This window comes from Streptomyces caniscabiei (assembly GCF_014930365.1).
Taxonomy (GTDB): Bacteria; Actinomycetota; Actinomycetes; order Streptomycetales; family Streptomycetaceae; genus Streptomyces; species Streptomyces caniscabiei.
This window is the reverse complement of the sequence record NZ_JABXWI010000030.1, coordinates 1-25,625: the sequence shown is the minus strand read 5'-3', so window position 1 is coordinate 25,625 and position 25,625 is coordinate 1. Positions and strand designations below refer to the sequence as shown.

25 protein-coding genes are annotated in these 25,625 nt (G+C 72.0%); 11 read left to right on the top strand and 14 right to left on the bottom strand.

From position 1 onward, the window contains the following. Positions 1 to 28: 28 nt before the first annotated feature. Entirely contained in the window at positions 29 to 1,723 is a 1,695-nt protein-coding gene (locus HW837_RS44480) for a threonine/serine exporter family protein (RefSeq protein ID WP_193382084.1), read from the top strand. A 138-nt stretch (positions 1,724 to 1,861) separates the two neighbouring features. Here HW837_RS44480 and HW837_RS44475 read toward each other — a convergent pair whose 3' ends face one another. The 3 genes from HW837_RS44475 to HW837_RS44465 form a co-directional block, all read right to left on the bottom strand. After that, entirely contained in the window at positions 1,862 to 2,848 is a 987-nt protein-coding gene (locus tag HW837_RS44475; protein WP_045562612.1) for a DedA family protein, read from the bottom strand. A gap of 204 nt (positions 2,849 to 3,052) precedes the next feature. After that, complete coding sequence (locus HW837_RS44470; protein ID WP_045562611.1) at positions 3,053 to 3,814, bottom strand: MerR family transcriptional regulator; 762 nt, start codon at positions 3,812 to 3,814, stop codon at positions 3,053 to 3,055. A 424-nt stretch (positions 3,815 to 4,238) separates the two neighbouring features. Continuing rightward, positions 4,239 to 6,269 carry a helix-turn-helix domain-containing protein gene (locus HW837_RS44465; RefSeq protein WP_193382849.1) on the bottom strand — a complete coding sequence of 677 codons (2,031 nt, stop codon included), beginning with the start codon at positions 6,267 to 6,269 and terminating at the stop codon, positions 4,239 to 4,241. Positions 6,270 to 6,473: 204 nt separating this feature from the next. Between HW837_RS44465 and gad the strand changes: the two genes are divergently transcribed. After that, positions 6,474 to 7,913, top strand: coding sequence for a glutamate decarboxylase (gene gad, locus HW837_RS44460; RefSeq protein ID WP_045562609.1), 1,440 nt, complete (start codon positions 6,474 to 6,476; stop codon positions 7,911 to 7,913). Between the two features lie 188 nt (positions 7,914 to 8,101). On the opposite strand, the gene HW837_RS44455 is transcribed toward gad, so the two are convergent. From HW837_RS44455 to HW837_RS44435, 5 genes are all read right to left on the bottom strand, one after another. Further along, positions 8,102 to 8,899 carry an ABC transporter permease gene (locus HW837_RS44455; protein WP_093791957.1) on the bottom strand — a complete coding sequence of 266 codons (798 nt, stop codon included), beginning with the start codon at positions 8,897 to 8,899 and terminating at the stop codon, positions 8,102 to 8,104. Next, entirely contained in the window at positions 8,896 to 9,885 is a 990-nt protein-coding gene (locus HW837_RS44450; RefSeq protein WP_193382080.1) for an ATP-binding cassette domain-containing protein, read from the bottom strand. Before HW837_RS44450 ends, HW837_RS44455 begins: the two co-directional genes overlap by 4 nt. A 110-nt stretch (positions 9,886 to 9,995) precedes the next feature. Further along, entirely contained in the window at positions 9,996 to 10,637 is a 642-nt protein-coding gene (locus HW837_RS44445) for a PadR family transcriptional regulator (RefSeq protein ID WP_045562607.1), read from the bottom strand. A 153-nt stretch (positions 10,638 to 10,790) separates the two neighbouring features. Beyond that, a complete protein-coding gene (locus HW837_RS44440) occupies positions 10,791 to 12,251 on the bottom strand; it encodes an aldehyde dehydrogenase family protein (RefSeq protein ID WP_045562606.1) in 1,461 nt (486 codons plus the stop codon). 110 nt (positions 12,252 to 12,361) lie between these two features. Beyond that, a complete protein-coding gene (locus tag HW837_RS44435) occupies positions 12,362 to 13,186 on the bottom strand; it encodes a helix-turn-helix domain-containing protein (RefSeq protein WP_060883799.1) in 825 nt (274 codons plus the stop codon). A gap of 445 nt (positions 13,187 to 13,631) precedes the next feature. Here HW837_RS44435 and HW837_RS44430 point away from each other — a divergent pair, with 445 nt between their 5' ends. After that, on the top strand, positions 13,632 to 14,132 hold the full coding sequence (locus tag HW837_RS44430) for an ATP-binding protein (protein ID WP_060883800.1): 501 nt from the start codon (positions 13,632 to 13,634) through the stop codon (positions 14,130 to 14,132). 78 nt (positions 14,133 to 14,210) lie between these two features. Here the strand turns inward: HW837_RS44430 and HW837_RS44425 are convergent, their stop codons facing one another. The 5 genes from HW837_RS44425 to rpmG all read right to left on the bottom strand — a co-directional run bounded on the left by HW837_RS44425 (position 14,211) and on the right by rpmG (position 16,897). Continuing rightward, positions 14,211 to 14,477: a DUF397 domain-containing protein gene (locus HW837_RS44425; protein WP_193382079.1), complete on the bottom strand. Its 267-nt coding sequence runs from the start codon at positions 14,475 to 14,477 to the stop codon at positions 14,211 to 14,213. 467 nt (positions 14,478 to 14,944) lie between these two features. Beyond that, a complete protein-coding gene (gene rpsR / locus HW837_RS44420; RefSeq protein ID WP_045562603.1) occupies positions 14,945 to 15,178 on the bottom strand; it encodes a 30S ribosomal protein S18 in 234 nt (77 codons plus the stop codon). 6 nt (positions 15,179 to 15,184) lie between these two features. Then, entirely contained in the window at positions 15,185 to 16,435 is a 1,251-nt protein-coding gene (locus tag HW837_RS44415) for a CobW family GTP-binding protein (protein ID WP_193382078.1), read from the bottom strand. Between the two features lie 5 nt (positions 16,436 to 16,440). Then, complete coding sequence (locus HW837_RS44410; protein WP_045562601.1) at positions 16,441 to 16,725, bottom strand: type B 50S ribosomal protein L31; 285 nt, start codon at positions 16,723 to 16,725, stop codon at positions 16,441 to 16,443. A gap of 7 nt (positions 16,726 to 16,732) precedes the next feature. Beyond that, positions 16,733 to 16,897 (bottom strand): 50S ribosomal protein L33, encoded by a 165-nt coding sequence (gene rpmG, locus HW837_RS44405; RefSeq protein ID WP_033524681.1) that lies wholly within the window; start codon positions 16,895 to 16,897, stop codon positions 16,733 to 16,735. 61 nt (positions 16,898 to 16,958) lie between these two features. Here rpmG and rpmB point away from each other — a divergent pair, with 61 nt between their 5' ends. The 4 genes from rpmB (at position 16,959) to HW837_RS44385 (ending at position 19,292) form a co-directional block, all read left to right on the top strand. Then, a complete protein-coding gene (gene rpmB, locus HW837_RS44400; RefSeq protein ID WP_045562600.1) occupies positions 16,959 to 17,195 on the top strand; it encodes a 50S ribosomal protein L28 in 237 nt (78 codons plus the stop codon). Further along, the gene (gene rpsN / locus HW837_RS44395) at positions 17,195 to 17,500 is read left to right on the top strand and encodes a 30S ribosomal protein S14 (RefSeq protein WP_045562599.1); all 306 of its coding nucleotides are present in this window, start codon (positions 17,195 to 17,197) and stop codon (positions 17,498 to 17,500) included. Before rpmB ends, rpsN begins: the two co-directional genes overlap by 1 nt. A 509-nt stretch (positions 17,501 to 18,009) precedes the next feature. Beyond that, positions 18,010 to 18,483, top strand: a complete 474-nt coding sequence (locus tag HW837_RS44390) for a hypothetical protein (protein WP_045562598.1) — start codon at positions 18,010 to 18,012, stop codon at positions 18,481 to 18,483. Between the two features lie 239 nt (positions 18,484 to 18,722). Then, complete coding sequence (locus HW837_RS44385) at positions 18,723 to 19,292, top strand: DUF4232 domain-containing protein (RefSeq protein WP_045562597.1); 570 nt, start codon at positions 18,723 to 18,725, stop codon at positions 19,290 to 19,292. A gap of 46 nt (positions 19,293 to 19,338) precedes the next feature. On the opposite strand, the gene HW837_RS44380 is transcribed toward HW837_RS44385, so the two are convergent. Then, complete coding sequence (locus tag HW837_RS44380) at positions 19,339 to 20,541, bottom strand: DUF2786 domain-containing protein (RefSeq protein ID WP_045562596.1); 1,203 nt, start codon at positions 20,539 to 20,541, stop codon at positions 19,339 to 19,341. Positions 20,542 to 20,711: 170 nt separating this feature from the next. Here HW837_RS44380 and HW837_RS44375 point away from each other — a divergent pair, with 170 nt between their 5' ends. From HW837_RS44375 to HW837_RS44360, 4 genes are all read left to right on the top strand, one after another. Beyond that, the gene (locus tag HW837_RS44375) at positions 20,712 to 21,557 is read left to right on the top strand and encodes an ABC transporter ATP-binding protein (RefSeq protein WP_234442817.1); all 846 of its coding nucleotides are present in this window, start codon (positions 20,712 to 20,714) and stop codon (positions 21,555 to 21,557) included. After that, positions 21,551 to 23,770 carry an ABC transporter permease gene (locus tag HW837_RS44370; protein ID WP_193382077.1) on the top strand — a complete coding sequence of 740 codons (2,220 nt, stop codon included), beginning with the start codon at positions 21,551 to 21,553 and terminating at the stop codon, positions 23,768 to 23,770. The genes HW837_RS44375 and HW837_RS44370 overlap by 7 nt, the downstream gene beginning before the upstream one ends. Before the next feature lie 218 nt (positions 23,771 to 23,988). Beyond that, on the top strand, positions 23,989 to 24,654 hold the full coding sequence (locus HW837_RS44365) for a LysE family translocator (RefSeq protein WP_193382076.1): 666 nt from the start codon (positions 23,989 to 23,991) through the stop codon (positions 24,652 to 24,654). Positions 24,655 to 24,729: 75 nt separating this feature from the next. After that, positions 24,730 to 25,485, top strand: a complete 756-nt coding sequence (locus tag HW837_RS44360; RefSeq protein WP_193382075.1) for a Clp protease N-terminal domain-containing protein — start codon at positions 24,730 to 24,732, stop codon at positions 25,483 to 25,485. The last annotated feature ends 140 nt before the right edge of the window (positions 25,486 to 25,625 follow it).

Sequence of the window (25,625 nt, the reverse complement as noted above, 5' to 3'; positions counted from 1 at the left end):
AGTGACGAAGCCCGGTAACGGCGGGCCGATGGAGGACCGCAAGCCGGTGTCGGACGAGGCGGGCAGTGCCTTCGCGCCGGTGGGATTCACTCTGGGGATCGACGGTGACGCGTCGGTGACCTCGGAGTTCGCGATCCCGGCGGGGCTGGACGTACCGGCCGCGGGGGCGGAGACCGAGGCGCAGACGACCTCCGAGTTCGCCCTGCCGGACGGGCTGGCGCCGCCGGAGGGGGTCCCGGACGAGCACGAGGGGTCGGCGTTCAGCGTGCCGCGGACCTACAGCGCTCGGCACGCGCCGGTCGCGTTCACGCCGGCCGGCGGGATCCCGGCCGTCAGTCTGACCAAGGACGTGCCCTGGCAGGACCGGATGCGCACGATGCTGCGGATGCCGGTGGCGGAGCGGCCCGCGCCGGAGCGGGCGCCGCGCGTGGAGGGCGACACGGGTCCCGCCGTCCCGCGTGTGCTCGACCTCACTCTGAGGATCGGTGAACTGCTGCTGGCGGGCGGCGAGGGCGCGGAGGACGTGGAGGCGGCGATGTTCGCCGTGTGCCGGTCCTTCGGCCTCGACCGCTGCGAGCCGACGGTGACCTTCACCCAGTTGTCGGTCACCCACCAGCCGTCGCTGGTGGACGACCCGGTCACGGCGTCCCGGATCGTCCGGCGCCGGGCCACCGACTACACCCGGCTCGCGGCGGTCTTCCGGCTGGTGGACGACCTCAGCGACCCGGAGAGCGCGATCTCGCTGGAGGAGGCGTACCGACGGCTCGCGGAGATACGGCGCAACCGGCATCCCTATCCCGGCTGGACGCTGACGCTGGCCAGCGGGCTGCTGGCGGGGGCCGCGTCCGTGCTGGTCGGCGGCGGCGTGGTCGTGTTCGTCGCGGCGGCGCTCGGCGCGATGCTCGGCGACCGGCTGGCGTGGCTGTGCTCGGGGCGGGGGCTGCCGGAGTTCTACCAGTTCCTGGTCGCGGCGATGCCCCCGGCGGCGATCGGGGTGACGCTGACCGTGGCGCACGTGGACGTGGAGGCGTCCGCCGTCATCACCGGTGGGCTGTTCGCGCTGCTGCCCGGGCGGGCGCTGGTGGCGGGTGTGCAGGACGGCCTGACCGGCTTCTACATCACCGCCTCCGCGCGGCTCCTGGAGGTCATGTACCTCTTCGTGGGCATCGTGGTGGGGGTGCTGCTCGTCCTGTACTTCGGTGTGAAGCTGGGCGCCGAGCTGCATCCGGACGCGGCGCTCGGCAGCGCGGACCGGCCGCTGTTGCAGCTCGGGGCGTCGATGCTGCTGTCGTTGACGTTCGCGCTGCTGCTCCAGCAGGAACGATCCACCGTGTTGGCCGTGACCCTCAACGGCGGTGTGGCCTGGGCGGTGTACGGGGCCATGCACGACGCGGGCGAGATCTCGCCGGTGGCTTCCACGGCGGTGGCGGCGGGGCTGGTGGGCCTGTTCGGCCAGTTGCTGTCGCGGTACCGGTTCGCTTCCGCGCTGCCCTATACGACCGCCGCGATCGGGCCGCTGCTGCCGGGTTCGGCGACGTACTTCGGGTTGCTGGGGTTCGCGCAGAACGACGTGGACGCGGGGCTGGTGTCCCTGACCAAGGCCGCGGCGCTGGCGATGGCCATCGCGATCGGGGTGAACCTGGGGTCCGAGCTGTTCCGGCTGTTCCTGCCGGGGGCGGCTCGGGCGGGCCGTAAGGCCGCGAAGCGGACGCGGGGCTTCTAGCGCCGGGTGCCTAAGAGCTCGATCGCTTCCGTGAGACGGCGACTGCGGGTGGTCCGTGGCTGATCGCGCCCACGCGGCGGAGCCGCAAAGAGAAACAGCCCCGCGCCCCTGAAAAACGGGGCGCGGGACCTTGGTTGTTCAGTACCGCGGGTGGTCCTGGCCCTGGTAGCCCTGCTGGTTCTGGTTCTGGGGGTACTGGCCGCCCTGCGGGTACTGGCCGCCCTGGGGGTACTGCGGGGCGTAGGGCTGCGGTTGGGGCTGCTGGTGGCCGTAGCCCTCCTGGTAGCCCTGCTGCTGGTAACCCTGGTTGTCGTAGCCCTGGTTGTCGTAACCCTGCTGACCGTAGCCCTGGTTGTCGTAGCCCTGCTGACCGTAGCCCTGGTTCTGGTCGTACGGCTGCTGCTGGGGCTCGTCGGTCGGCGGGATGCGGCGGAGCTGGGTCGTGGCGTCGTCCATGACCGGGGCGGCGGCGGAGTGCTGCTGCTCGGGCTGCTGGGGCTGGTTCTTCTTCGCCTTCCGCGCCTTGAGGAGCTCGAAGATGATCGGGAGCACCGAGATGAGGACGATGAGGATGAGCATCGCCTCGATGTTCTTGTGCACGAACTCGATCTGGCCGAGCCAGGAGCCGAGGAGGGTGACGCCCGCTCCCCAGAGGATGGCGCCGACGACGTTGAAGACGAGGAACGTGCGGTACCGCATGCCGCTGACGCCCGCGATGATCGGCGTGAACGTGCGCACGATGGGCACGAAGCGGGCCAGGATCAGGGACTTCGGGCCGTGCTTCTCGAAGAACTCGTGGGCCTTGGTGACGTTCTCCTGCTTGAAGAAGCGGGAGTCGGGGCGGCTGAAGAGCGCGGGGCCGACCTTCTTGCCGAACATGTACCCCACCTGGTCGCCCAGGATGGCCGCGACGCAGATCAGCACGATCGCCAGCCACAGCGGGAAGTCCAGCGTGTTCGAGGTGATCAGCATGCCGGCCGTGAACAGCAGCGAGTCACCGGGCAGGAAGAACCCGAAGAACAGGCCGGACTCGGCGAACACGATCAGGAGCAGGCCCCAGATGCCGAACGAGTTGAGCAGGTAGTCCGGATCCAGCCAGCTCGGTCCGAGGGCGATCGTCTGCACGGTTCCGGGCTCCTGGGGGGTGAGGAAGAGTGAACGCCTGCGGGTGGGGACCCACGAGGGCGGGTCGCACAGGGGTGGGACCCATAGGGGTGACCAAAGCTATCAACGCACGGTCACCCCCCTAGGTTCCACCGGTTCCTCCAGAGTGCCCTGTGGCCGCACCGAGACCAAGCTGTGTGGTCAGGGGTGCGGTCGTAAGGGGGATCAGGGGCGCCGCCGGGCCGCGTTGGCGTTGATCGCGTCCCGCAGGTGCTCGGCGAGACCGGGCCGGGTGGAGTCGTAGAAGGCCTTGAAGCGCTCGTCGGAGACGTACATCTCGCCGAGGCCCTGGTGCATCTCGTACGGGCAGTCGTAGAACCAGGTGCCGATGTGCTGCCGGTGCTCCTCGGCCATGCTCATGGCCGCCTCGCCGGTCGGCTCCTCGCCGGCGGCCATCAGGGCGTCGTAGCGCGCGCCCCAGTCGGCCACCTCGTCCTGCATGCGCTTCCAGTCCTCCTTGGTGTACGTGGCCGTGCGGCGCTGCGACTCGGCGTACGCCTCCGTGCCGCCCCAGCGCTGTTCCGCCTCCTCGGCGTACTGCTCGGGGTCCTTGTCGCCGAAGACCTCGAACCGTTCCTCGGGGGTGAGGTTGATGCCCATCTTGCGTGCCTCCATGGCGTGCTCCACGGCCGCGGCCATCTTCCGCAGTCTCTCGATCCGGGCGGTCAGCAGGTCGTGCTGGCGGCGCAGGTGCGCCTGCGGGTCCGCGTCCGGGTCGTCGAGCAGGGTCGCGACCTCGTCGAGGGGGAAGCCGAGCTCCCGGTAGAACAGGATCTGCTGGAGCCGGTCGAGGTCGCCGTCGCTGTAGCGGCGGTGACCCGCGTGGGTGCGCTCGCTCGCCACGAGGAGGCCGATCTCCTCGTAGTGGTGCAGCGTGCGCACCGTGACCCCGGCGAAGCCCGCGACCTGTCCCACGGTGTGGCTCATGACTTCCGCTCCCTTCTCGGTACGTGCTCCAGGCTGGGTCCTCACGTGACGTGAGGTGCAAGTCCTTTGTGCCGGGCGGTGGGCGCCGGGCCGCGCGGTGCGCGCCGCGCCGTAGCGGACTGTGCACTTCCGCAAGGCGTGGGACTGGTGAAACGCACTGGCGACGGGTCACACACGCCCCACTGTGCACAACGCGAAGCCCGGGCGCGTGGACCGTGCACTTGTGCAATGGCCCGCTCCCCGTGGTTCTCCTACGGTGGGTCCCGGTCGACGGACGGCAGGTCCGCCGACGGGACGCCGGGCCCGGCACGGGGGTGCGGGCCGGGTGTCCCGTCGCGGGCCGGACCCCCTGTGTCGGTCCGCACGGGGATGCCGGAGCTGCCCGTGCACGTGTTGGGGCACGTGCACGGGTTCGGGCCCGGGGTCAGGGGCGGGGCGGCTGGGTCAGGGCGGGGCGGCCCAGCAGGACGTGCAGGGCGAGGGCGATGTCGGCCACGGTCACCACGTCGGTGTCGGTGATGCCGACCATCCTCGTGGAGAAGTCCATGCCGAGGAGGCCGGCCGCGTCCCGGGTGTGGTTGCGGACGGTGGCCTCGGAGAGGCCGAGGGCGCGGGCGGTCTCCCTGGTGCTGAGGTTCGTCTCCAGCCAGACGCAGAGGGTCTCGACGAGGTCGCGCTGGTCCGCCCGTACGGGGCGCAGGCGTTCCTCCGCCCAGGCCGTGGGGCCGCCGTCCTCGGCCGCGGCCGCCATCAGCGCCGCGAAGTCGGGGGGCCGGGGAGGGTCGGGGGTGTGGGGGTCCGGGGCCGGGGCCGGTAGAGCGAGGATGTCGAGGGCCAGCAGGGTCAGGACGCGGTCGTTGGCGGAGCCGCGCAGGTCGAGGGAGAGGATCTTCCCGGCCCGGTTGAGCCGCTGGGTGACCGTGTTGCGGTGGACACCGAGGCCGCCCGCGGCTTCGGTGTGCTTGAAGCTGAGGGCGGTCGGAAGGGTCTCCAGCAGGAGTTTCCGCTCGTCGCCCCGGCCCGGGAAGTCGTCCAGGAGCGGGGCCATCAGCGCCGCCGCCCACGCCTTCGCCGCCCGCCGGGGCAGCAGGGGCGCGAACTTGGTCTTGGAGCCGCCCAGCCGGATGCGGTGCGGGGTCCCGGCCGCGTCGCCCACCGCCGTCAGGGCCTCCAGATAACCGACCGCCGTCTCGGCGAGCGGGTGCGGTCGGCTCTGGCCCAGCAGATGCCCCCCGCGGGCCGCGATCATCTCCTTGAGGACCGTCTCGACCCGGTCGCTCTCCCGGACGGGGTCGAGGATGAGGATGTGCTTCGGCTTGCCCGGACACGGGGACACGATGGCCTGCTCGGCCAGGGCCCGCTCGCACCAGCTGAGGGTGGCCTCGCGCTCCTGCGGGCCGGTGTCGACGACGAAGACACGCGCGGTGTCGGTGTCCAGCAGAGCCTGTGCGGCGCCCGTGTAGACCACCTGCGCCAGAACCGTTTCTCCGCGCATGAGCAGCTGGAACGCGGCGTGCCGCACCGCCCGCGGGGTCTGGGTCCTGGCCTGGTGCTCGCGGCGGGCCTGGTCGCACAGTCCGAGGAGCTTGGCCGCGTGCTGGATCAGGGCCGTGGCCGCGCTGTCGAAGGGTGCGTGGGAGGCGATGGCCAGCCGGGCCTCGTCCTCGCTCTCCGGGAATCCCGGGGTCGCGGCGGCGCCCGGGGAGATCGACACGATCCGGGTGTGCATGGCGCCGCTGGGCGCGCCGTGTCCGTCGTGCGGGCTGGGCGCGTCGTACAGGTTGGGTGCGCCGTGTGCGCCGTGCGCGCCCGTGATGACGGCGTGGGCCAGGCCGGCGGGCGCGCTGTCGGGCGCCGCCGCGAGGACGCCGCGCCGGGCCGAGCTGACGAGCACCTCGGCGTCCAGGGCCACCGAGAGCCAGTCGGCGATGCGCCGTGCCGCCGTGGGGTCGGCGAGGCGGGCCGGCAACCGGTTGAGCAGGCCGTCGAGGTGGGCGACCTGGCGCTCCGCGAACTGGGCCCGCCGCAGCCGCAGATCCTCGTTGACGTGGTCCCAGGCGGCGGTCTCGGCGGAGGTCGCGAGCAGGGGCAGTTCCAGGCGGTTCGCGGCGGCGAGGGTGGCGTCGGGGAGGGTGCGCAGGTCGTGGCCGGGGGTGCCGATCACCAGGCCGGCCGCCTTGCGCCGGTCCAGGAGGCGGATCAGGTGGTCGAGCACCCGGACGTGGGCCGGGGTCGGCCCGGGGGTGTCCAGGGTGACCAGGAACAGTGTCCCGTCCTCGAAGGGCTCGAAGGGGGTGTCGGCGGAGAGTGCGCCGAGCGTGTGCGGCGCCTCGCGGAGCGGCCGTACGACGACCTCGGCGACCCGGGTCGCCCCGTGGCGGGAGGCGTGGCCGGGTTGGAGGAACCTCAGCCGGAGCTGCTCCCGCTCGTTGATCAGGTAGTCAAGGGTGGGCAACTCCGCCGTCCCTCCCCGGTCACGCACGTGGGTCCGCGGAACGCTCAACTCCACCTGCTGTGTTCGCTCTTGTCATACGTCATGCGCATTCGGCAGCGTAACGGACGGATCATATGACCGACACGCCCTCCTCACAGGTCACGCGCACCCCGTCCGTACGCCCGCGAGGTGCGCGTCCCCGGCAGCGGACCTACCGTCGAAGACATGCCACTGCACCGATGGGACAGCGACGCCCCGCAGGACCCCGGGCGCAACCGGAACGACGGGCACCGGCTAGCCGTGAACCCCTTCTACGGCCAGGCCAACCCGGTGGGCGGGATGGCCGAGGCCCCGCCCAAGCACCGGTTGCCCGACGCGCCGCTGGCCCCCTCGACGGCGTACCAGCTCGTCCACGACGAACTCATGCTGGACGGCAACTCCCGGCTGAACCTCGCCACCTTCGTCACCACCTGGATGGAGCCCGAGGCGGGCGTGCTGATGGGTGAGTGCCAGGACAAGAACATGATCGACAAGGATGAGTACCCGCGCACGGCCGAGCTGGAGCGGCGGTGTGTGTCGATGCTCGCCGATCTGTGGAACGCGCCGGATCCGGGCGCCGCCGTCGGCTGCTCGACCACCGGGTCCAGCGAGGCCTGCATGCTCGCCGGGATGGCCCTCAAGCGGCGGTGGACGAACCGGAACGCGGACCGCTACCCGTCGGCGGGCGCCCGGCCCAACCTGGTCATGGGGGTCAACGTCCAGGTCTGCTGGGAGAAGTTCTGCAACTTCTGGGAGGTGGAGGCCCGGCTGGTGCCCATGGAGGGCGACCGGTACCACCTCGATCCGGCGGCGGCCGCGGCCCTCTGCGACGAGAACACGATCGGGGTGGTGGGCGTCCTCGGCTCCACCTTCGACGGGTCGTACGAGCCGATCGCCGAGCTGTGCGAGACACTCGACGACCTCCAGGAACGCACGGGGCTGGATGTGCCGGTGCATGTCGACGGGGCGTCCGGGGCGATGGTCGCGCCCTTCCTCGACGAGGACCTGGCCTGGGACTTCCGGCTGCCGCGGGTGTCGTCCATCAACACCTCCGGGCACAAGTACGGGCTGGTGTATCCGGGGGTGGGCTGGGCGCTGTGGCGGTCCGCCGCCGAGCTGCCGGAGGAGCTGGTGTTCCGGGTGAACTACCTGGGCGGGGACATGCCCACGTTCGCGCTGAACTTCTCCCGGCCGGGGGCGCAGGTCGTGGCGCAGTACTACACGTTCCTGCGGCTCGGGCGGGAGGGGTTCCGGGCCGTGCAGCGGTCGACGCGGGACGTGGCCATGTCACTCGCGGACGAGGTGGCGAAGCTCGGGGACTTCCGGCTGCTCACCCGGGGCGACGAGTTGCCGGTGTTCGCCTTCACCACGGAGGAGGGGGTCACCGCGTACGACGTCTTCGACGTGGCCCGGCGGATGCGGGAGAGGGGCTGGCTGGTGCCGGCGTACACCTTCCCGGAGAACCGGGAGGACCTGTCCGTGCTGCGGGTGGTGTGCCGCAACGGGTTCACGACCGACCTCGCGGGGCTGTTCCTGGAGGATCTGGGGCGGCTGCTGCCTGAGCTTCGGCGGCAGTCCGGGCCGGCGGTGCGGGACAAGGGGGCGGCCACCGGGTTCCATCACTAGGGCCCCGTGACCAGTCAGGGGGTGCGGTCAGGTGCTTCTCGCCCCCGCCGCCCCTACCCGTCCCATCCTCGCCAAGGGGCTGTGCCCCTTTGACCCCCAGGCGTCCGTTCGGTGGGGGCTGGTCGCGCAGTTCCCCGCGCCCCTGAAAAAAGCGGGGCTGCGCCCCGGCTTTTTTCGGCGCTTCTCCGCTACTTGCTCAGGGCGGCGAACTTGCGTACCGCCAGCGGGAAGAAGATCGCCAGCAGGGCCAGGGGCCAGGCGATCGCTGTCCAGAGGTGGTTCGCTTCGGCGCCCGGGGTGCCGAAGAGGTGGCGTACCGCCGTCGCCGTGTGGGACATCGGGTTCCAGTCGACGACCGTGCCGAGCCAGCCGGGCATGGAGGCGGGGGTGGCCAGGGCGTTGGAGAGGAAGCCGATCGGCCAGACGAGGATCTGTACGGCGGTGAGGAGTTCGGGTCGGCCGGCCAGCATCGCGAGGTGGATGCCGATCCACAGCATCGCGAAGCGGAAGAGCAGCAGGAGGCCCACCGCGCCGAGGAAGGCCGCGGGCCCGCCGTGTGCGCGCCAGCCGAGCGCGAACGCGACGGCCATGAGGACGGCCAGGCCCACCGCCGACTGGAGCATGTCCGCGACCGAACGGCCCACCAGGACCGCCCCGTTGGTCATCGGCATCGAACGGAACCGGTCGATCACCCCCTTGTTGAGGTCCTGGGTGACGGCGAGCATCGTGCCCTCCAGACCGAAGGCCATGGTGAGCGCGAGCATGCCGGGGACCAGGTAGTCGAGGTAGCTGCCGGTCACCCCGCGGCCGCCGCCGATCAGATAGCCGAACATCAGCAGCAGCATCACGGGGAAGACCAGCCCGACGAGCAGCTGCACCGGTTGCCGTGCCCAGTGGGCGAGTTCGCGGCGGGTCATGGTCCAGGAGTCGGTCAGGGCGTGCGCGCCCACAGCCGTGTGCGCGGTCGTCGGTGTCGTCGTGGTCATGCTCGTACGGCCTCCTTCGTACGGTCGTCCCCGGTGAGGTGCAGGAACACCTCGTCCAGGGTCGGGCGGCGCAGGGCGATGTCCTCGGCCTCGATGCCGGCGTCGGCGAGGGCGCGGACGACCGCGGTGAGGGCCGTCATGCGGTCGCTGACCGGGGCGCTGAGGCGGCGGCGGTCGGTGTCGACCGTGATGTCACCCTCGGGGACCGGCAACAGGGCCTTGGCGGCGCCCAGTTGCCCGGCGTCACGCAGGACGAGGTCGATGCGGTCGCCGCCGGTCAGGCGCTTGAGCTCGTCCGCCGTGCCGTCGGCGACGACCCGGCCGCCGTCGACCACGGAGATCCGGTCGGCGAGCTGGTCGGCCTCCTCCAGGTACTGGGTGGTGAGCAGGACCGTCGTACCGCCGCCGACCAGGGAGCGGACGGAGTCCCAGACCTCGGTGCGGCCGCGCGGGTCGAGGCCGGTCGTCGGCTCGTCCAGGAAGAGCACCTCCGGTTCGGTGATGAGGGACGCGGCGAGGTCGAGGCGGCGGCGCATACCGCCGCTGTACTGCTTGACGGCCTTGCGGCCGGTGTCGCCGAGGCCGAACCGCTCCAGGAGTTCGCCGGCCCGCACGCGCGCGTGGCGGGCGCCCAGGTGGTGGAGACGGCCGAACATCTCCAGGTTCTGCCGACCGCCGAGCTCCTCGTCGAGTGCCGCGTGCTGGCCGAGGAGGCCGATGCGGAAGCGCACCTCGCGTGCGCGCGCCACCACGTCGTGCCCCGCGACCTCGACCCGGCCCGCGTCCGGCCGCAGCAGGGTGGTCAGGATCCTGACCAGGGTCGTCTTGCCCGCGCCGTTGGGACCGAGGATCCCGTGCACGGTGCCGCGCGCCACGCGGAGATCCAGTCCGTCGAGGGCGACCTTGCCGTCCCTGCCGCTCTTCCCGCTCCTCCCGCCGCCGTAGACCTTGCGCACCCCTTCGACCGTGATCGCCGCGTCCGCCATCGGGGCCTTCCTCTCGGTCGCCGTTCGCTCCACCGCTCACCTCCGCCACGGTAGTCAAACTTGACTACACGGATGAAGATAAACCCTCGAAGGCTGGTGGTCAAACTTGATTAGCGGTCGTCCCCCGGGTGCCGCTCACCGGTCGCGTACGGGTTGTCCTGGCCCTCCGCGAGGACGCCGACGAACGGCTCACCCTCCCCCGCGAAGGTGTAGGCGCCGCCGCGGATGCGGTCGATGAGGCCGCGGGTCCACTCGGCGCCGCTGTCGGAGGAGTGGAGCCAGAAGTTCATGATCTCGCCGATGTGCCCGAACTGGGCCGGGCCCTTCTCGGGGGCGTAGTACTCGGTGATGCCCTCGCGCCAGGCGCCGATGGCCTTCACCCGCTCCTCCAGGAGGGCGAGCACCTCCGCGCGGCCGAGGTCGACCATGAAGCCGAGGCCGGCCGAGAGCATGTCCGGCTTCTGGTGGTAGGTGGCGAGGGACTCCCGCAGCAGCGCGAGGAACTCCTCGGTGCCGGCGTCCGTGATCGTGTACTCGGTGCGGGGCGGCCCGCCGGCCGTGGAGGGGGCGATCTCGTGCTCGACCAGCAGTCCCTGCTTCGCCATCTGCTTCAGGGCGTGGTAGATCGAGCCGGGCTTGGCGTTGGACCACTCGTGCGCGCCCCAGAACTCCAGGTCGTTGCGCACCTGGTAGCCGTGGGCCCGCCCGTGCTGGCGCACGGCGCCGAGCACGAGAAGACGGATCGCTGACATGGGCCCAGCGTAGAACCAGGGGGCGCCGCCCCGGCTCACGCCCCGGCGCCCCGGACCCCCGGCCCACCGGACGCCGCTCGCAGACATGCACCTCCGGTACGGGCGGGTGCATGTCTGCCCGGGCGTGATCCTCGGCCCCGGAAGCGGTCGTCCTCAGAAGGGGAAGAAGCTCCGCTTGTGCTGGACCGAGATCCACTTCTGGGTGGTGAACGCGTCCACCGTGGTCTCGCCGTTGAGGCGGCCGATGCCGGAGTGCTTCTCGCCGCCGAAGGGGACGAGCGGCTCGTCGTGGACGGTGCCGTCGTTGACGTGGAACATGCCGGTGTCGATCTGCTTGGCGAACGCGACACCCCGCTCGATGTCGCCGGTGTGGACGGCGCCGCTGAGGCCGTAGGGGGTGTCGTTGACGATGCGGACGGCCTCCTCCTCCCCGTCGAAGGGGACGAGGAAGACGACCGGGCCGAAGACCTCCTGCTGGAGGAGGGCGGAGCCGGCGGGGAGGTCGGTGAGGACGGACGGCTCGACCAGGTTGGCGGTCGTGGAGCCGTGGACGAGCGCGGTGGCGCCCTCGGCGAGGGCCTGCTCGACGACGGACTTCAGCGAGTCAGCCTGCGAGGAGTTGATCACCGGGCCGATGACCGTGCTCGGGTCGGTCGGGTCGCCGACCTTCAGGGACTTCACCTTGGCCACGAACTTCTCGGTGAACTCGTCCCGCACCGAGCGGTCGACCAGGACGCGGTTGGCGGCCATGCAGACCTGGCCCTGGTGGACGTAGCGCGAGAAGACGGCCGCGTCGACCGCGTAGTCGATGTCCGCGTCGTCCAGGACCACCAGGGCGCTGTTGCCGCCCAGTTCGAGGACGGTGCGCTTGAAGTTCTGGGCGGCGACGGTGGCGACGTGGCGGCCGACCTTGTCGGAGCCGGTGAAGGAGATCAGCTTGGGGATCGGGTGCTCGATGAAGGCGTCGCCTATCTCGGCGATGTCGGTGACGACGACGTTGAGCAGCCCGCCGGGCAGGCCGGCCTCCTCGAAGATCTTCGCGACCAGGGTGCCACCGGCGATGGGGGTGTTCTGGTGCGGCTTCAGCACCACGCCGTTGCCGAGGGCGAGCGCGGGGGCGACCGACTTCAGGGAGAGCAGGAAGGGGAAGTTGAAGGGGCTGATGACGCCCACGACGCCGACGGGTACACGGTAGAGGCGGTTCTCCTTGCCGTCGATCGGCGACGGGAGGATCCGGCCCTCGGGGCGCAGCGCGAGCTGAATCGATTCGCGCAGGAACTCCTTGGCGAGGTGCAGTTCGAACCCGGCCTTGAGATGCGTACCGCCGAGCTCGGCGATGATCACCTCGGTGATCTCCTGCTCGCGCTCCTCGATGACCTTCAGGGCCTTCTCGAAGACCGCGCGACGCGCATAGGCGTTGACCTGGGCCCATTCCTTCTGCGCGGTCTGGGCGGCCCGGTAGGCCTCGTCCACTTCGTCGACCGTGGCGATGGTGATCGACGCGAGCTTCGCGTCGTCGTACGGGTTGAAGTCGATGATGTCCCAGGAGCCGGAGCCCGGGCGCCACTCGCCGCCGATGTACTGCTGGGCCAGGTCGGTGAAGTAGGACGACATGTGATCCTCAATCAGTCGGCATCGATCAAGATTGATCACTCGTCATCGTACTTGTGAGTAAAGGGAGTTGGAGAGCTACTCGGGAGACTCTGTGAAGACTCGCGGGGCGCTCAGGAGAGCTGGAGCAGGCCCCGCAGCAGGTCCCTGCTCTCGGCCGGGGACGGGCTGTCGTCATGGAGCCGCTTGATCGCCCGCTCGTAGTGGGCGATGTCCTCGGCCTTGTCCAGGTAGAGGGCGCTGGTGAGCTGTTCGAGATAGACGACGTCGGTGAGGTCGGACTCGGGGAAGCTCAGCAGGGTGAAGGCGCCGCTCTCGCCGGAGTGGCCGCCGAAGCTGAACGGCATGACCTGGACCGTGACGTTCGGGCGCTCCGAGATCTCGATCAGATGCTGGAGCTGCCCCCGCATCACGTCCCGGTCGCCGTACGGCCGGCGCAGCGCGGCCTCGTCGAGGACGCAGTGGAACTCCGGGGCGCTCTCGGCCACCAGGTACTTCTGGCGCTCCATGCGCAGGGCGACCCGCTTGTCGATCTCCGCCTCGCTCGCGCCCCGCATGCCCCGGGCGACGACCGCGTGGGCGTACGCCTCGGTCTGCAACAGCCCGTGCACGAACTGGACTTCGTAGCTGCGGATGAGGTGGGCCGCCGCTTCGAGGCCGACGTAGGTGGGGAACCAGCTGGGCAGGACGTCCGAGTAACTGTGCCACCAGCCGGCGACGTTGGCTTCCTTCGCCAGGGAGAGCAGCGAGGTGCGCTCGGTCTCGTCGGTGACGCCGTAGAGGGTCAACAGGTCCTCCACGTCACGGGTCTTGAAGCTGACCCGGCCGAGTTCCATCCGGCTGATCTTCGACTCGGAGGAGCGGATCGAGTACCCGGCCTTCTCCCGGGTGATCCCCTGCGACTCGCGCAGCCGCCTGAGATGCGAGCCCAGCAGCATCCGCCTCACCACCGACCCGCTCGATTCACCGGCGCCCACGTTCGTCCAGCCTCCCCAACTTCTTCAAGGGCCGCAGTCTGCCACTAAACCACTCCGATCCGCACTCGCCCGGTTACAGAAATGGAAAGTCTTCAACTGCTGAGACGGATGAGACGGAGGAGGAGAGAAGGGAGTGTGGCCGAGACGCGACACGAAGAACACCCCGCGGACACAGGAGATCGCCAGAAAGTCGCCTGGAAACCGTCAGCCGGAACCCGTCGGGAGCGATCGAGGGGGCAGAAGAAATGTTCAGCAAGCGGTATGTGAAGGTCCAATTCGGGCGCGTGCACGTGCATCTGCCCTTGCATCTGCTGTACGCATCAGAAACCATGGTCCCGCGCCACCGCTGCATCGCAACGACCGCAGACACCCGGGAGTGCCTCGCATGGGGACGAATGGATCGACCATGCTCGAACCCTTACGGCAGGGACTTCCGCCACTTGATCCCGCGACCGTGTCCGACGCCGCGTCCTGCGCGCTGCCGCCCCGCTACGAAGCGGTGCGCGAGGCACGGCAGTTCACCCGGGGCACGCTCGACCAGTGGCGGCTCGGCGAACGCTTCGACGATGTCTGCCTGGTGGTCTCGGAACTCGTCACCAACGCCCTGCGGCACGGTCTGCCCACCGGCAACGGAGGGTGTCTCGCCCAGGACCCGCCCGTGCGGCTGCACTTGATGCGCTGGACCGAGCGGCTGGTGTGCGCGGTGCGCGACCCCAGTCACGACAGCCCGGTCGCGGGCGACTCCGAGGACTTCTCCGCGGAGTCGGGCCGGGGGCTGTTCCTGGTCGACTCGTTCGCGGACAGCTGGGGCTGGCACCCGCTGGGCGGCGCGCTCAGCGGCAAGGTGGTGTGGGCGCTGTTCCAGGTGGAGCCGGCGCCGGGCCACCCGTCTTCCGCCCGCAGGTGAACCGCGGCGCTTTTCGGCGCCGCGGTTCTACGCGTGTCACACCGTGGCATCCCGCCGGTCGCCCGCCGACGGCGGGCCTCATCCGACCAGGTGGTCGAACTCCCCGTCCTTGACGCCCAGGAGCATCGCCTCGATCTCGGCGCGGGTGTAGACGAGCGCCGGGCCGTCGGGGAAGCGCGAGTTGCGTACCGCCACCTCACCGCCGGGCAGCCGGGCGAACTCCACGCAGTTGCCCTGCGAGTTGCTGTGCCGGCTCTTCTGCCAGGCCACCGCGTGGAGCTCGGTCAGCTCCGTCGCGGCCATGCCGTTGTACACGTCATCCACGCCGTACACGTCGTGGTCCACAGGTCGCTCCCCGGGGTGGTGCAGTAGTGCGCTGGATGCGCGTTGGCTCTGGTGTGGCCGGTGTTGCAGGTGGTGTCTGCGTTGCCAGTGATGCGGTGGTCAACTGCCCCGGATCATAGCTTTGTTCACGTGCCGATGCATGAGCGGATGCACGTGCACGCGGGGTGTCCCCACGGTTACGGCACCAGAGAGACGTAAGACGTGGCGATCCTGTTCCATCCGGGCCCACATATCTCCGTACGGGGTGGGGATCCGGGCGGTTCAGGGCGGAGCGAGCGACTTCCGCGGAATGGCGGAAAAAGGACGGCCCCGGGGAGGTCGTGGAGCCTCCCCGGGGCCGGGTGGGGGGTGGTTCTCGTCAGGCGGTTCGCCACTGGCGATTCGCTTCTGACGGTTCGCTTCAGGCGGTCGCTTCAGGCGGTCGCTTCTGACTGTTCGCTTCAGGTGGTCGCTTCGGGCTATGCGCTTCAGCGGGTGGCGTACGGCAGGAGGGCCATCTCGCGGGCGTTCTTGATGGCCCGCGCGAGCCGGCGCTGCTGCTGTGCGGTGACTCGGGTCACGCGGCGGCTGCGGATCTTGCCCCGGTCGGAGATGAAGCGGCGCAGGAGGTCCGTGTCCTTGTAGTCGATGTACGTGATCTTCGCCTGGTCCAGCGGGTTGGGGCGGGACTTGGCGGGCTTGCGCTCCGGCTTGCGGGGCATGGCGGTTCAGACCTCCAGGAAGGTGTCGAAGGGGCGCGGCAGCCGTTCCCAGGCGTCGCGGCCCGCGGCGTACTCGGCGTCGGTGAGCAGGCAGGACTCCAGCAGCTGTTCGAGTCCGTCGCGGTCCAGGCCCGGGGAGGTGAAGACGAGGTGCTGGCAGCGGTCGCCGTGCTCCGGGTGCCAGTCGAGGGCGGCGGCGGCCCGGCGGACCGGGGGCACCATGTCCCAGGCGGCGTCCGGCAGCGAGGCGAGCCAGGGGCCGACCGACTCCACGCAGAGGGCACCGCCGGCCGCGTCCCAGTGGAGCAGGGTGTCGGGGCGCTCGGCCAGCCAGAAGCGGCCTCGGCTGCGGGCCGCCGCGCAGCAGAGGTCTTCGAGTGCCTCGTAGAGGCGTTCCGGGTGGAAGGGGCGGTGGCGGTGCCAGACGAGGGTGGTGACGCCGTGTTCGTCGGCGTCGGTGGGGAGGAGGGCGCTCGCGGGGTGCTGGGCGGCTGCGGCGGCGTCCACGTCGAAGCCGGCGAACGCTGCGGCGAGCAGGGCCGGGGAGCGCCGTAGGGGTTGGCGCACGTCGCCGGGTGCGGGTGCGTCGTGGCTGGTCGCGCAGTTCCCCGCGCCCCTTTCGGGGCCTGCGGCCACCTCGGGCGCCCTGCCTCGGTCGCCGATGGGCACCCTCTGCGCTGTCGGGTGCAGTTGGGCCAGGAGGGCTCTGTCCTCGTCGTCCGCGTCCGCCGAGTCGAGTACGGCCAGGATCGGGGCGTACTCCAGCTGGCGGGCGAAGGTGTCGGCGACCGTGCGCTGGTCGGTGGTGGCGGCGGCGAGGCCCCCGTCGGCGAGGTCGTCGCCGTTGCCGAGGTAGGGCAGCAGGAGGGCGGGGTCGACGGCCGTGATCACCGAGGTGAGGCGGAGGCCGCTGGCCGCGACCACCTCGGCCATGGCCTTGGGCTCGACCGAGTCCCACAGTTCGACGATCGCGAGGCGGGTGAGGCCCGCGTCGGCGAAGCGCTCCAGTTCGGGGACGAGGTCCTCGCGCAGCGCGCAGCAGGCGCAGTCGTTGACGAGCGGGGTCTCACCGGTGGAGATGAGGCCCGCCGCGTCCCGGACGGTCCGGACGACCCTGGCGTCCGGACCGTCGGTGGCGGTGGAGAGGTCGTGGTGCAGCGCGACGCTGCCCGGGACCCCGGCGAGCAGCGCCTCGACGGCGGCCCGCCGGGCGTCGGCGTGCAGACCGCCGACGATCGCGACAGACAGCTGGGTCACGTCGGTCAGCCCCGCTTCTTCCCGGTCGCTCCGGCCGCCCCGGAGTTCTTGGCGCCGTACCGCTTCTCGAACTTCTCCACGCGGCCGGCCGTGTCCAGCACGCGCGCGGTGCCCGTGTAGAAGGGGTGGCTGACGTTCGAGATCTCGACGTCGACCACCGGGTAGGTGTTGCCGTCCTCCCACTCGATCGTCTTCTCGCTCGTCATCGTCGAGCGGGTGAGGAAGGTGTGGTTCGCGGCACGGTCCCGGAAGACCACGGGCCCGTACGACGGGTGGATGTCCTTCTTCATCGGCGCCTCAGCGCTCCTCTCGGAAGTCGACGTGACGGCCCGCCATCGGGTCGAACTTGCGCAGCGTCAGCCGGTCCGGGTCGTTCCGGCGGTTCTTGCGGGTGACGTAGGTGTAGCCGGTGCCGGCCGTGGACCGGAGTTTGATGACCGGGCGGAGTTCGTTGCGTGCCATGGTGGTACCTTACTGAAAATGAATTCCATTTGCATCACCTGATCGAGAGAGGTGCATCACCTTGTCCGCCCACTGCATGCTGACCGGCGCCCAGCCCGGCTTCGGCAACCGCATCTCGCACTCCCACCGGCGTACGTCCCGCCGCTTCGACCCCAACATCCAGTCGAAGCGGTACTGGCTGCCCAGCGAGAACCGCCATGTGCGGCTCCGGCTGAGCGCGAAGGGGATCAAGACCGTGGACGTCATCGGCGTCGAGGCCGCGGTCGCCCGGATCCGTGCGCGGGGGGTGCGGGTCTGATGGCGAAGCAGAGCAAGATCGCGAAGAACGAGAAGCGCCGGGAGATCGTCGCGCGGTACGCCGAGCGGCGGGCCGAGCTGAAGGAGATCCTGCGGCGGCCGTCCTCCACGGAGGCGGAGCGTGCCGCCGCCGAGCGGGAGCTGCGCGCCCAGCCGCGCGACGCCAGCGCCACCCGCGTCCGCAACCGGGACCAGGTGGACGGGCGGCCCCGGGGGTACTTCCGGACGTTCGGGCTGTCCCGGGTGAGTCTGCGGGAGCAGGCGCACGCGGGGTATCTGCCGGGGGTGCGCAAGTCGTCCTGGTAGGGCGCGGGTGTCGGGGGCGGGCGGGGCGGGTGCCGGGGCGGGCGGGCGCGACGGGGGGCGGGCGCCGGGCCGGGAGCGGGGGCGCGGGCGCTGGGGACGGGTGCCGGGGCGCGGGCGCCGGGGGTGGGTCTCGGTGCGGGTGGCGGGGCAGGTCTCGGTGTGCGCGCCGGGGGGAGGTCTCGGCGCGGGCGCAAGGGCGGCTCTCTGTGTCCGCGCCGGGGTGGGTCTCGGTGCGGGTGCCGGGGAAGGTCTCCGTGTGTGTGCCGGGGTGTTCTGTCGTCCTCGGGGTTCTCACAGTTCCCGGCCGGTTGTCGCCGAGGCGCTGCTGGTAGCTTGCCGCTGTCGCCGCGGCGACCGGATCCGGCCACACTCTCGGGAGAACTCCAGTGATGACTAGGGCGAGCGGGGCGACCACGGCGATGGGGGCGACGGCGACAGAGCCGGTGAGCGGGGCTGCCGGGGTTTCCCGGGGTTCCGGGGCCTTCTCCGGCCGTCGGGGGCCGCGTGTCGTGGCCGGGGTGGTCGGGCTCGCGGCCGCGCTCGTGCTGACGGCGTGCAGCGGCGGCGGTGACGGGGACTCCGCGGACAAGGAGTCGTCGGCCGCCCCCTCGGCGACGAAGGGGTCGGACAGCGGCGGCTCGGGGGACTCCTCCGGCGCCGAGACCGAACTTCAGGGCAACTGGCTGGCCACGACCGGCGGCAAGCCGGTCGCCCTGTTCGTCAACGGCGACGAGGCCGCCCTGTTCGTCGGCACCTCGGTGTGCAGCGGCAAGGTCTCCGACGCGGCGAACATGCAGATGATCAGCCTCAAGTGCCAGGACGGCAGCGACGACCGCACCGAGGGCATGGTGGACAAGGTCGCCGCCAAGTCCCTCACGATCACCTGGGAGGGCGGCGTCGGCGAGGAGACGTTCCGGAAGGCGGACGGGTCGATGCCGTCCGGGCTGCCGACGGATCTGCCCACGGCGAGCGCGGGGTCGTAGACCTGTCCCTTCGGGCAGCGGGGACTTCGGGCAGCGAGGGCTTCGGGCAGCGAGGGCTTCGGGTAGCGGGGGGCGGGGGTCATCCGGCCGTGGGCCGGTGGAATTGTGCCTCGCGCGGCCCTCGGGTCGGAGATCATGTGTCGGACGGGCCACGGAACCTCCGGGTTCCGTGGCCCGTCCGCACGTTCACACCGCCACCGGCTGTGCTGTGACAGCCACGAACTCCACCGGGAACCCCCATGCGCACCGCTCCGACCGCCATCGCCGCCGCCCTTCTCGCGGCCCTCACGCTGACCGCCTGTAGCGGGAGTGACGGGGGTGATGGAGGTGACGGCGGGAACGACGGCAAGACCGGGGCCGCCACCACCGAGAGCGCGCGGAAGGGCGCGTGCACGGCCGCGCGGGTCGGCTTCGAGGTCGGTCCCAGCAGCGCGGCCCCGGCCGCCGGGGACGAGGGGGCCGTCCCGGTCACCGTCACCAACAAGGGCGACGCCGCCTGCACGCTGAAGGGGCTCGCCGGGGTCGACCTCGTCGCCGGTGACAAGTCCTGGGCGCTCCAGCCGCAGGAGGGCGCGTCCGAGGAGACCGAGGTGACGCTCCAGGGCGGTCAGTCGATGAGCTTCTCCGTCTTCTACGTGCGCGGGGTCGCCGGTGACGCGGAGAAGAGTGCCGCCGTGGACCAGCTGAAGCTGACCCTGCCCGGGGACAGCAAGGTCAGCAGCTTCAAGTGGCCGGACCCCGAGGTCGCGGTGAAGTCCGAGAGCACGTTGGAGGCGACGGTGGGGCCGTTCCTGCCGGTGGGCGACTGAGCCGGTGGGCGGCGACCGAGCCGCCGGGGCCGGGGTGGTCTTCTCGTCATGAGGGGAGCCGGGGGCGTGCCCTGACCTGGGCGCGGTCCGCCGCTTCGGCGCCCTGTCGCCAGCCGGCGAGGTCGCTGACGCCCCGGACGCGGGTGGTGACCGTGTCCGGGAACATCCGGCTGAACTCGTCGTGGACGGCGACGTCACGGGCGGCGAGGACGGGCAGCAGGTCCTGTTCCGGGGCACCCGCCCCGTCCGCGCCCCCGGCCTCCGCCGCGGCGGCCCGCGCCTCGGCGACCTGGGCCTCGGCGACCGCCGCCAGCCGGTCGCCGATGCGGTGGGCGTAGGCGGCCAGGAAGGACTGCCGGAAGGTCTTGGTCCGCTTGCGGCCGCCCTTGCGTTGGGCCGCCTCCGCCTTGGTCATGGCGGTGGTGGCCTGCACGAGGAGCGAGGTGTGCAGCAGCTCGACCACCTCCAGGTCGGCCTCGAACCCGACCACCGTGGAGAACCCGAGGGCCTCGTTCCACACGGCCTCGCAGCGGTTGGCCCGGGCGACCGCGTCGAGGAGGACCGCCTTGGCCGTCTCGTACGGCGGGTCGACGCCGATCCGGCACGCGCCGGGCGCGTCCTTGCTGTGCGCGCGGGCCGCGAGCAGCGCCTCGTCGATGCTGTGCCGCGCCATCAGCTCCTGCGCCTTCGCGCTGAGCGCCTCCGCCTCCTCCGGGAATCCGGTCGCCTCCGCCTTGGCGAGCAGCGCGCGGATCCGGCTGAGCATGCGGGACTCGGGGTGGGGCGAGTTCTTGCCGGCGCCGGCCTCCCGCGGGCGGTCCAGGGGGTCGAGGGTGGGCAGGCGCAGGAGGAGGCGGTACAGCTCCAGGGACACGGTGGCGTGCGAGAAGCGGTCCGCGCGGGTGGGGTGGGCGGCGAGTTCCGCGATCTCGTCGAGCTGGGCGGACCAGCGGGGACCGGGCGGCTGGGGGCGGGCGCCCGCGCGTGTCTCCTCGTGCTCGGCGACGACGAGCCGTGCGAGCAGCCGTACGTGCTCGTCCGCCAGCTCGCGTCGCGCGTACCGGACGACGTCGGCGGGCTGCCAGCCCCGTCGCCAGGCCCCGGCGACGAACTCCCGTCCGCGCCGGGCGAGTTCGGCGTCGGCCGCCGGGTCGGCGGCGAGCAGGGAGGCGCCGGTGTCGAGGGCGGCGTCGGTGTCGGCGTAGAGCGCCGCCTCGAAGGCGCGGTCCACCGTGCTGGTCGTACTCACGTGTTCGATCGTGTCATGGGCGTGGGGTGGGGGTTCCGGGGCGGGGTTGCGGGGCGGGGTTGCGCTTCCCGAAGGCGCGGTGGACCGCGCGGAAGGGTAGTGCTGGCCCTACCCCCAGGACGCCCCTCAGACGTCGTGTGCGGGCCGGGCGGGGACGGTTCGCTTGGGGCATGACCACGGTAGAGAGAGACAGGGCCTCCTCGGAGGCGGGCAGGGTGTCGGCGGGGGACGGGGAGACGGCGGGTGTCGCCGTACGGGTACGGGGGCTGCGCCGGGCGTACGGGGCGGTCGCCGCGCTCGACGGGGTGGACCTGGACTTCGGGGTCGGGACCTTCACGGCGGTGATGGGGCCCTCGGGGTCGGGGAAGTCGACGCTGTTGCAGTGTGCGGCGGGGCTCGACCGGCCGTCGGGCGGGACCGTGCGGGTCGACGGTGTGGAGCTGGCCGGGCTGAGCGAGCGGCGGCTGACGCTGCTGCGCCGGGAGCGGATCGGCTTCGTCTTCCAGGCCTTCAACCTCCTCCCCTCCCTGACCGCCGCGCAGAACGTCGCCCTGCCGCTGCGGCTCGCCGGGCGGCGCCCCTCGCGGGGTGCGGTGCGCGAGGCCCTGGGCCGGGTGGGGCTGGCCGAGCGGGCCGGGCACCGGCCCACGCAGCTGTCCGGCGGCCAGCAGCAGCGGGTCGCCCTGGCCCGGGCGTTGATCACCCGCCCCGCCGTGCTCTTCGGCGACGAGCCCACCGGGGCGCTGGACACCACGACCAGCCGTGAAGTGCTGCGGCTGTTGCGGGAGTTGGTGGACCGGGAGGGGCAGACCACGGTGATGGTGACCCATGATCCGGTGGCCGCCTCGTACGCGGACCGGGTGGTGTTCCTGGTCGACGGCCGGGTGAGCGGGGAGCTGGTCCGGCCGTCGGTCGAGGCGGTGGCGGCGCGTATGGCGGGGCTGGAGCGGGCGGCGGGCGACGGCGCGGCAGGCGACGGCGCCTCCGTCGGCGCCGACGGAGGTGTGACGTGCTGACGCTGTCGTCGTTGCGTACGCGGTGGGCCGCGTTGCTCGGGTCCTTCGTCGCCGTGATGGTGGGGGTCGGGGTGATGACCGCCATGGGTCTGGGGCTCGCGGCGTCGCTCGATCCGCCCGCGCGTGCGCCGGAGCGTTTCGGCTCCTCCCCCGTCGTGGTGGCGGGCCTGGACCGGCTCACGGTGGAGGTGCGGCGGGGGCCGGGTACGGCCCGGGTCTCGCAGCGGCTGGCCCGTCCACACCCTGTGGACAGAGAGTTGCTGGCGGAGCTGCGGAAGCTGGGGCCGGTGACGACGGGCACGGGCGGCGGTGCGGGGGCGGCCGGGGTGGACGCGGCCGACGTGGACGCGGTCGGGGTGGACGCGTCCGCGGCCGAGGTGCGGGCGGTGGTCGGGGAGCGGGCGCGGGTGCTGACCGGTGACGCCCGGCGGCAGGTGGATCCGTCGTACGAGCGGGACGCGGAGGCGCTGGTCGCCGTCAACTCGCTGCTGGGGACGGCCGGCGGGGTCGCCACGTTCGTGTCGGTGTTCGTGACGGCGTCCACGTTCGCGTTCGTGGTGGCGCTGCGCAGGCGGGAGTTCGGGCTGCTGCGGATGGCCGGCGCGACCCCGGGTCAGGTGCGGCGGATGCTGCTCGGCGAGGCCCTGGCGGTGGGGCTCGTGGCGTCGGGCGCCGGGTGTGCGCTGGGCGCGTGGGGAGCGCCGCTGCTGGTACGGGAGTTGGTGGACGGCGGGGTCGCGCCGACCTGGTTCGCGGTGCCGGACGCGGTGGTGTGGCCGTGTCACGTGGCCTTCTGGACGGGTGTGGCGGTGGCCGTCGCGGGGGCGTGGGTGGCGGCGCGGCGGGCCGGGCGGATCGGGCCCGTCGAGGCGTTGCGCGAGGCGTCCGTGGACACGGGGGTGCTGCCGCTGTCCCGCCGGGTGATCGGTTCGCTGCTGCTGGTGGGCGGAGTGGGGTTGCTGGCCTGGAAGCTGGGGACGGACCCCGCCGAGCTGCTGAAGCGGAAGACGTACACCACCCAGCCGATGCTGCTGATCACGGCGGTGGCCGCGCTGGCGCCGCTCTTCGTGCGGCCGGTCGTACGGCTGGTGGGCGCGGCGCTGCCCGGGGCCGCCGGGCTGCTGATCCGGGAGAACGCGGCCACGTCCGTACGCCGCACCGCGGCCGTCGCCGCGCCGGTGCTGGTGACCGTCGCGCTGGCCGGGTCGCTGCTGGGGTCGGCCGGGACCGTGGCCGGGGCGAAGGGCGCGGAGGCGGCGGCGCGGACCGGGGCGGACTTCGTCGTCACCGCCGAGGACGGCGCGGGGCTGCGCGAGGAGGCGGTGCGGGGTGCCGTCGGGGGCGCGGCGACGGTGGTCGGGTCCGCCGCCACCGCCGTGTACGTCGTGGAGGAGGGGACCGCGCTGGTGCGGTCCGAGGCGCGGGCGGTGACGGACCCGGCGGGCCTCGCGGAGGTGTCGCGGTTGCCGGTGGTCGCCGGGGACGTACGGGATCTCGACGACCGGTCCATCGTCGTGAACGAGGAGTGGGAGCGGCACGAGGTCGGGCAGAGCGTGCGGGTGTGGCTCGGGGACGGGCGGCCGGTACGGCTGCGGATCGCGGCGGTGCTCGCGGAGGGGACCGGGGACAACGGGGCGTACGTCACGGCCGCGAACGCGGGCGGGGCCGTGGTGGACCGGGTCGACGTGCGGGTCGCTCCGCGCGGGAGCGGGGTGGAGCGGGCGGGGGTGGCGGCGGCGCTCGAAGGGGCGCGGTCGGAGCGGGCCGGCTGGACGGTGCGGACGACCGGGGAGTGGCTCGCGGCGAACCGGCCCGGCACCAAGGCGCACACCCGGCTCGGGTTCCTCGTGGTGCTGGGGATCGCCCTCGTGTACGCGGGGATCTCGCTGGCCGGGACGCTGTTGATGGCCACGTCGGCGCGGGGTGCGGAGCTGCGGTCCCTGCGGCTGGCCGGGGCGACGCGGGGGCAGGTGCGGGTGGTCGTGGTGGGTGAGGCGCTGGTCGCGGTGGCGGCGGGCGTGTTGCTGGGGATCGCGGTCACCGCGGTGAATCTCGCGGGGGTGGCGGGGGCGTTGGGGGTGTTGTCGGCGCCGGTGGGGGTGACGGTGCCGTGGGAGGTGCTCGGGGCGTGCGTGGGGGCGTGTGTCGCGGTGGGTGGAGTGGTGGCGGTGGCCGGGGTGGGGGTGGGGGCTGGGGCAGGAGGGGGGAGGTAGGGGGGCGGGGTCGGAGGTCGGGGGTCGGGCGCCTGAGGGGGTGGGGGGTGCGGTCGGGGGGCGTGTGCGGGCCGGTGGGGCTTCTCGCGCGGTTCCCCGCGCCCCTGACGGGGCGGGGTGGGGGTGAGGGTGGGCCGGGTGGTGGGAGGTGGGAGGTGGGTGTCTCGGGTGGTGGAAATCCGTCGACCCGGTGCAGATCAACTGGCGAAGGTGGAGCCATGGTTGATGGATCTCTCTATCTGGCGTTTCTGGTGGCGGCGTTCGCGCTCTGCGTGACTCCCGGGCCCGACATGATGTTCATCGTGGCTGTCGGGTCGCGGGGCGGACCGGCGGTCGGAGTGATGGCCGCGGCGGGCGTGGCCGGCGCCATGCTGGTGCACACCGTGGCCGCGGCGTTGGGACTCTCCGCCCTGTTCGAGACGCTGCCGGCCCTCTACCACGTCCTGCGGTGGCTGGGCGCCGCCTACCTGCTGTACCTCGCGGTGAAGGCGTTCCGCGACCGCTCCGCCCCCGGAGACAGCGACGGCGACGGCGACGGCACGGAATCCGACCCGTCGGCGTACGGCCGTGCGGGCGCCGGACTGCGGCGGGCCTCCTGGCAGGGCGCCGTCACCAACCTGCTCAACCCCAAAGTCATCCTCTTCAACGTCGCGTTCCTGCCCCAGTTCGTCGACCCTTCCCTCGGCCACGTCCCCGGCCAACTGCTGCTGCTCGGCTGCACCATCGTCGTCATGGGCTTCCTCTGGGACGGCTCGATCGGACTCGCCGCCGGTCGCCTCACCCAGGTCCTGCGACGCAGCCGACGGGTGGCTCGGGGGCTCAACATCTTCACCGGGACCGTCTTCGCGGGGCTGGCCGTGCGGCTGGCGGCGGCGCCGGAGTGAGGCGGGATGAGGCGAGGTGAGGCGAGGTGTCAACTTCGGGTTGACGTCTCATGGCCGTCAACCTAAGGTTGACACATGACGACGAATCCGCGGCCCACCGCCTCCATCCGTCTCGACGAACTCATCGATGCCATCAAGAAGGTGCACCCGGAACCGCTCGACCAGCTCCAGGACGCGGTCATCGCCGCGGACCACCTCGGCGACGTGGCCGACCATCTGATCGGCCACTTCGTGGACCAGGCCCGGCGGTCGGGCGCCTCCTGGACGGACATCGGCCGGAGCATGGGCGTCACCCGCCAGGCCGCGCAGAAGCGGTTCGTGCCGAAGGCCGAGAACGACCTCGACGCCAGCCAGGGCTTCAGCCGCTTCACCCCCCGCGCCCGGAACGTGGTCGCGGCCGCGCACAACGAGGGCAAGGCCGCCGGCGCCGTCGAGGGGGTCCCGGCCCACCTCGTCCTCGGGCTCCTCGCCGAACCGGAGGGGCTCGCGGCGAAGGCACTCGTCGCCCAGGGCCTCTCCCCCGAGGCCGTACGGGAAGCCGCCACCGCCGTCCTGCCGCCGGCCGCTCCCGAGGTGCCCGAGCTCATCCCCTACGGCCCCGACGCCAAGAAGGTCCTCGAACTCACCTTCCGCGAGGCCCTCCGCCTCGGCCACAACTACATCGGCACCGAACACATCCTCCTCGCCCTCCTGGAGTTCGAGAACGGGGAGGGAGTGCTCAGCGGCCTCGGCGTCACCAAGGAGGCCACCGAGGCGGACGTGGCCCAGGCCCTCCAGACGATCGTGCAGGGGCAGGGGCAGGGGCAGGGGCAGGCCGAAGGACAGGGATAGGGGCAAGGGTCGCGCTGCCCGGATCCCGCGTCGAACCGGCGTTGAAGCTCCTATTGCTGTCAAGCGGTCTGGATCCAGTCGCGGTAGGCGTGAGCGAGGTCGTCGTCTCGGCTGAGGCCTCGTTCAAGTCGGGAGATGGT

Bases quoted from the DNA above. Each gene is read 5' to 3' on its own strand.
- rpsR (WP_045562603.1), bottom strand. From the start codon at position 15,178: ATGCCCCGCAAGCCGGAGCGCAAGCCCGCCAAGTCCCGCCCCAACCCG.
- HW837_RS44375 (WP_234442817.1), top strand. From the start codon at position 20,712: ATGACCACGGTAGAGAGAGACAGGGCCTCCTCGGAGGCGGGCAGGGTG.
- rpsN (WP_045562599.1), top strand. From the start codon at position 17,195: ATGGCGAAGCAGAGCAAGATCGCGAAGAACGAGAAGCGCCGGGAGATC.
- HW837_RS44410 (WP_045562601.1), bottom strand. From the start codon at position 16,725: ATGAAGAAGGACATCCACCCGTCGTACGGGCCCGTGGTCTTCCGGGAC.
- HW837_RS44430 (WP_060883800.1), top strand. From the start codon at position 13,632: ATGCTCGAACCCTTACGGCAGGGACTTCCGCCACTTGATCCCGCGACC.
- HW837_RS44470 (WP_045562611.1), bottom strand. From the start codon at position 3,814: ATGAGCCACACCGTGGGACAGGTCGCGGGCTTCGCCGGGGTCACGGTG.
- rpmG (WP_033524681.1), bottom strand. From the start codon at position 16,897: ATGGCACGCAACGAACTCCGCCCGGTCATCAAACTCCGGTCCACGGCC.
- HW837_RS44360 (WP_193382075.1), top strand. From the start codon at position 24,730: ATGACGACGAATCCGCGGCCCACCGCCTCCATCCGTCTCGACGAACTC.
- HW837_RS44455 (WP_093791957.1), bottom strand. From the start codon at position 8,899: ATGACCACGACGACACCGACGACCGCGCACACGGCTGTGGGCGCGCAC.
- HW837_RS44440 (WP_045562606.1), bottom strand. From the start codon at position 12,251: ATGTCGTCCTACTTCACCGACCTGGCCCAGCAGTACATCGGCGGCGAG.
- gad (WP_045562609.1), top strand. From the start codon at position 6,474: ATGCCACTGCACCGATGGGACAGCGACGCCCCGCAGGACCCCGGGCGC.
- HW837_RS44435 (WP_060883799.1), bottom strand. From the start codon at position 13,186: ATGCTGCTGGGCTCGCATCTCAGGCGGCTGCGCGAGTCGCAGGGGATC.
- HW837_RS44365 (WP_193382076.1), top strand. From the start codon at position 23,989: ATGGTTGATGGATCTCTCTATCTGGCGTTTCTGGTGGCGGCGTTCGCG.
- HW837_RS44450 (WP_193382080.1), bottom strand. From the start codon at position 9,885: ATGGCGGACGCGGCGATCACGGTCGAAGGGGTGCGCAAGGTCTACGGC.
- HW837_RS44445 (WP_045562607.1), bottom strand. From the start codon at position 10,637: ATGTCAGCGATCCGTCTTCTCGTGCTCGGCGCCGTGCGCCAGCACGGG.
- HW837_RS44385 (WP_045562597.1), top strand. From the start codon at position 18,723: ATGCGCACCGCTCCGACCGCCATCGCCGCCGCCCTTCTCGCGGCCCTC.
- HW837_RS44480 (WP_193382084.1), top strand. From the start codon at position 29: ATGGAGGACCGCAAGCCGGTGTCGGACGAGGCGGGCAGTGCCTTCGCG.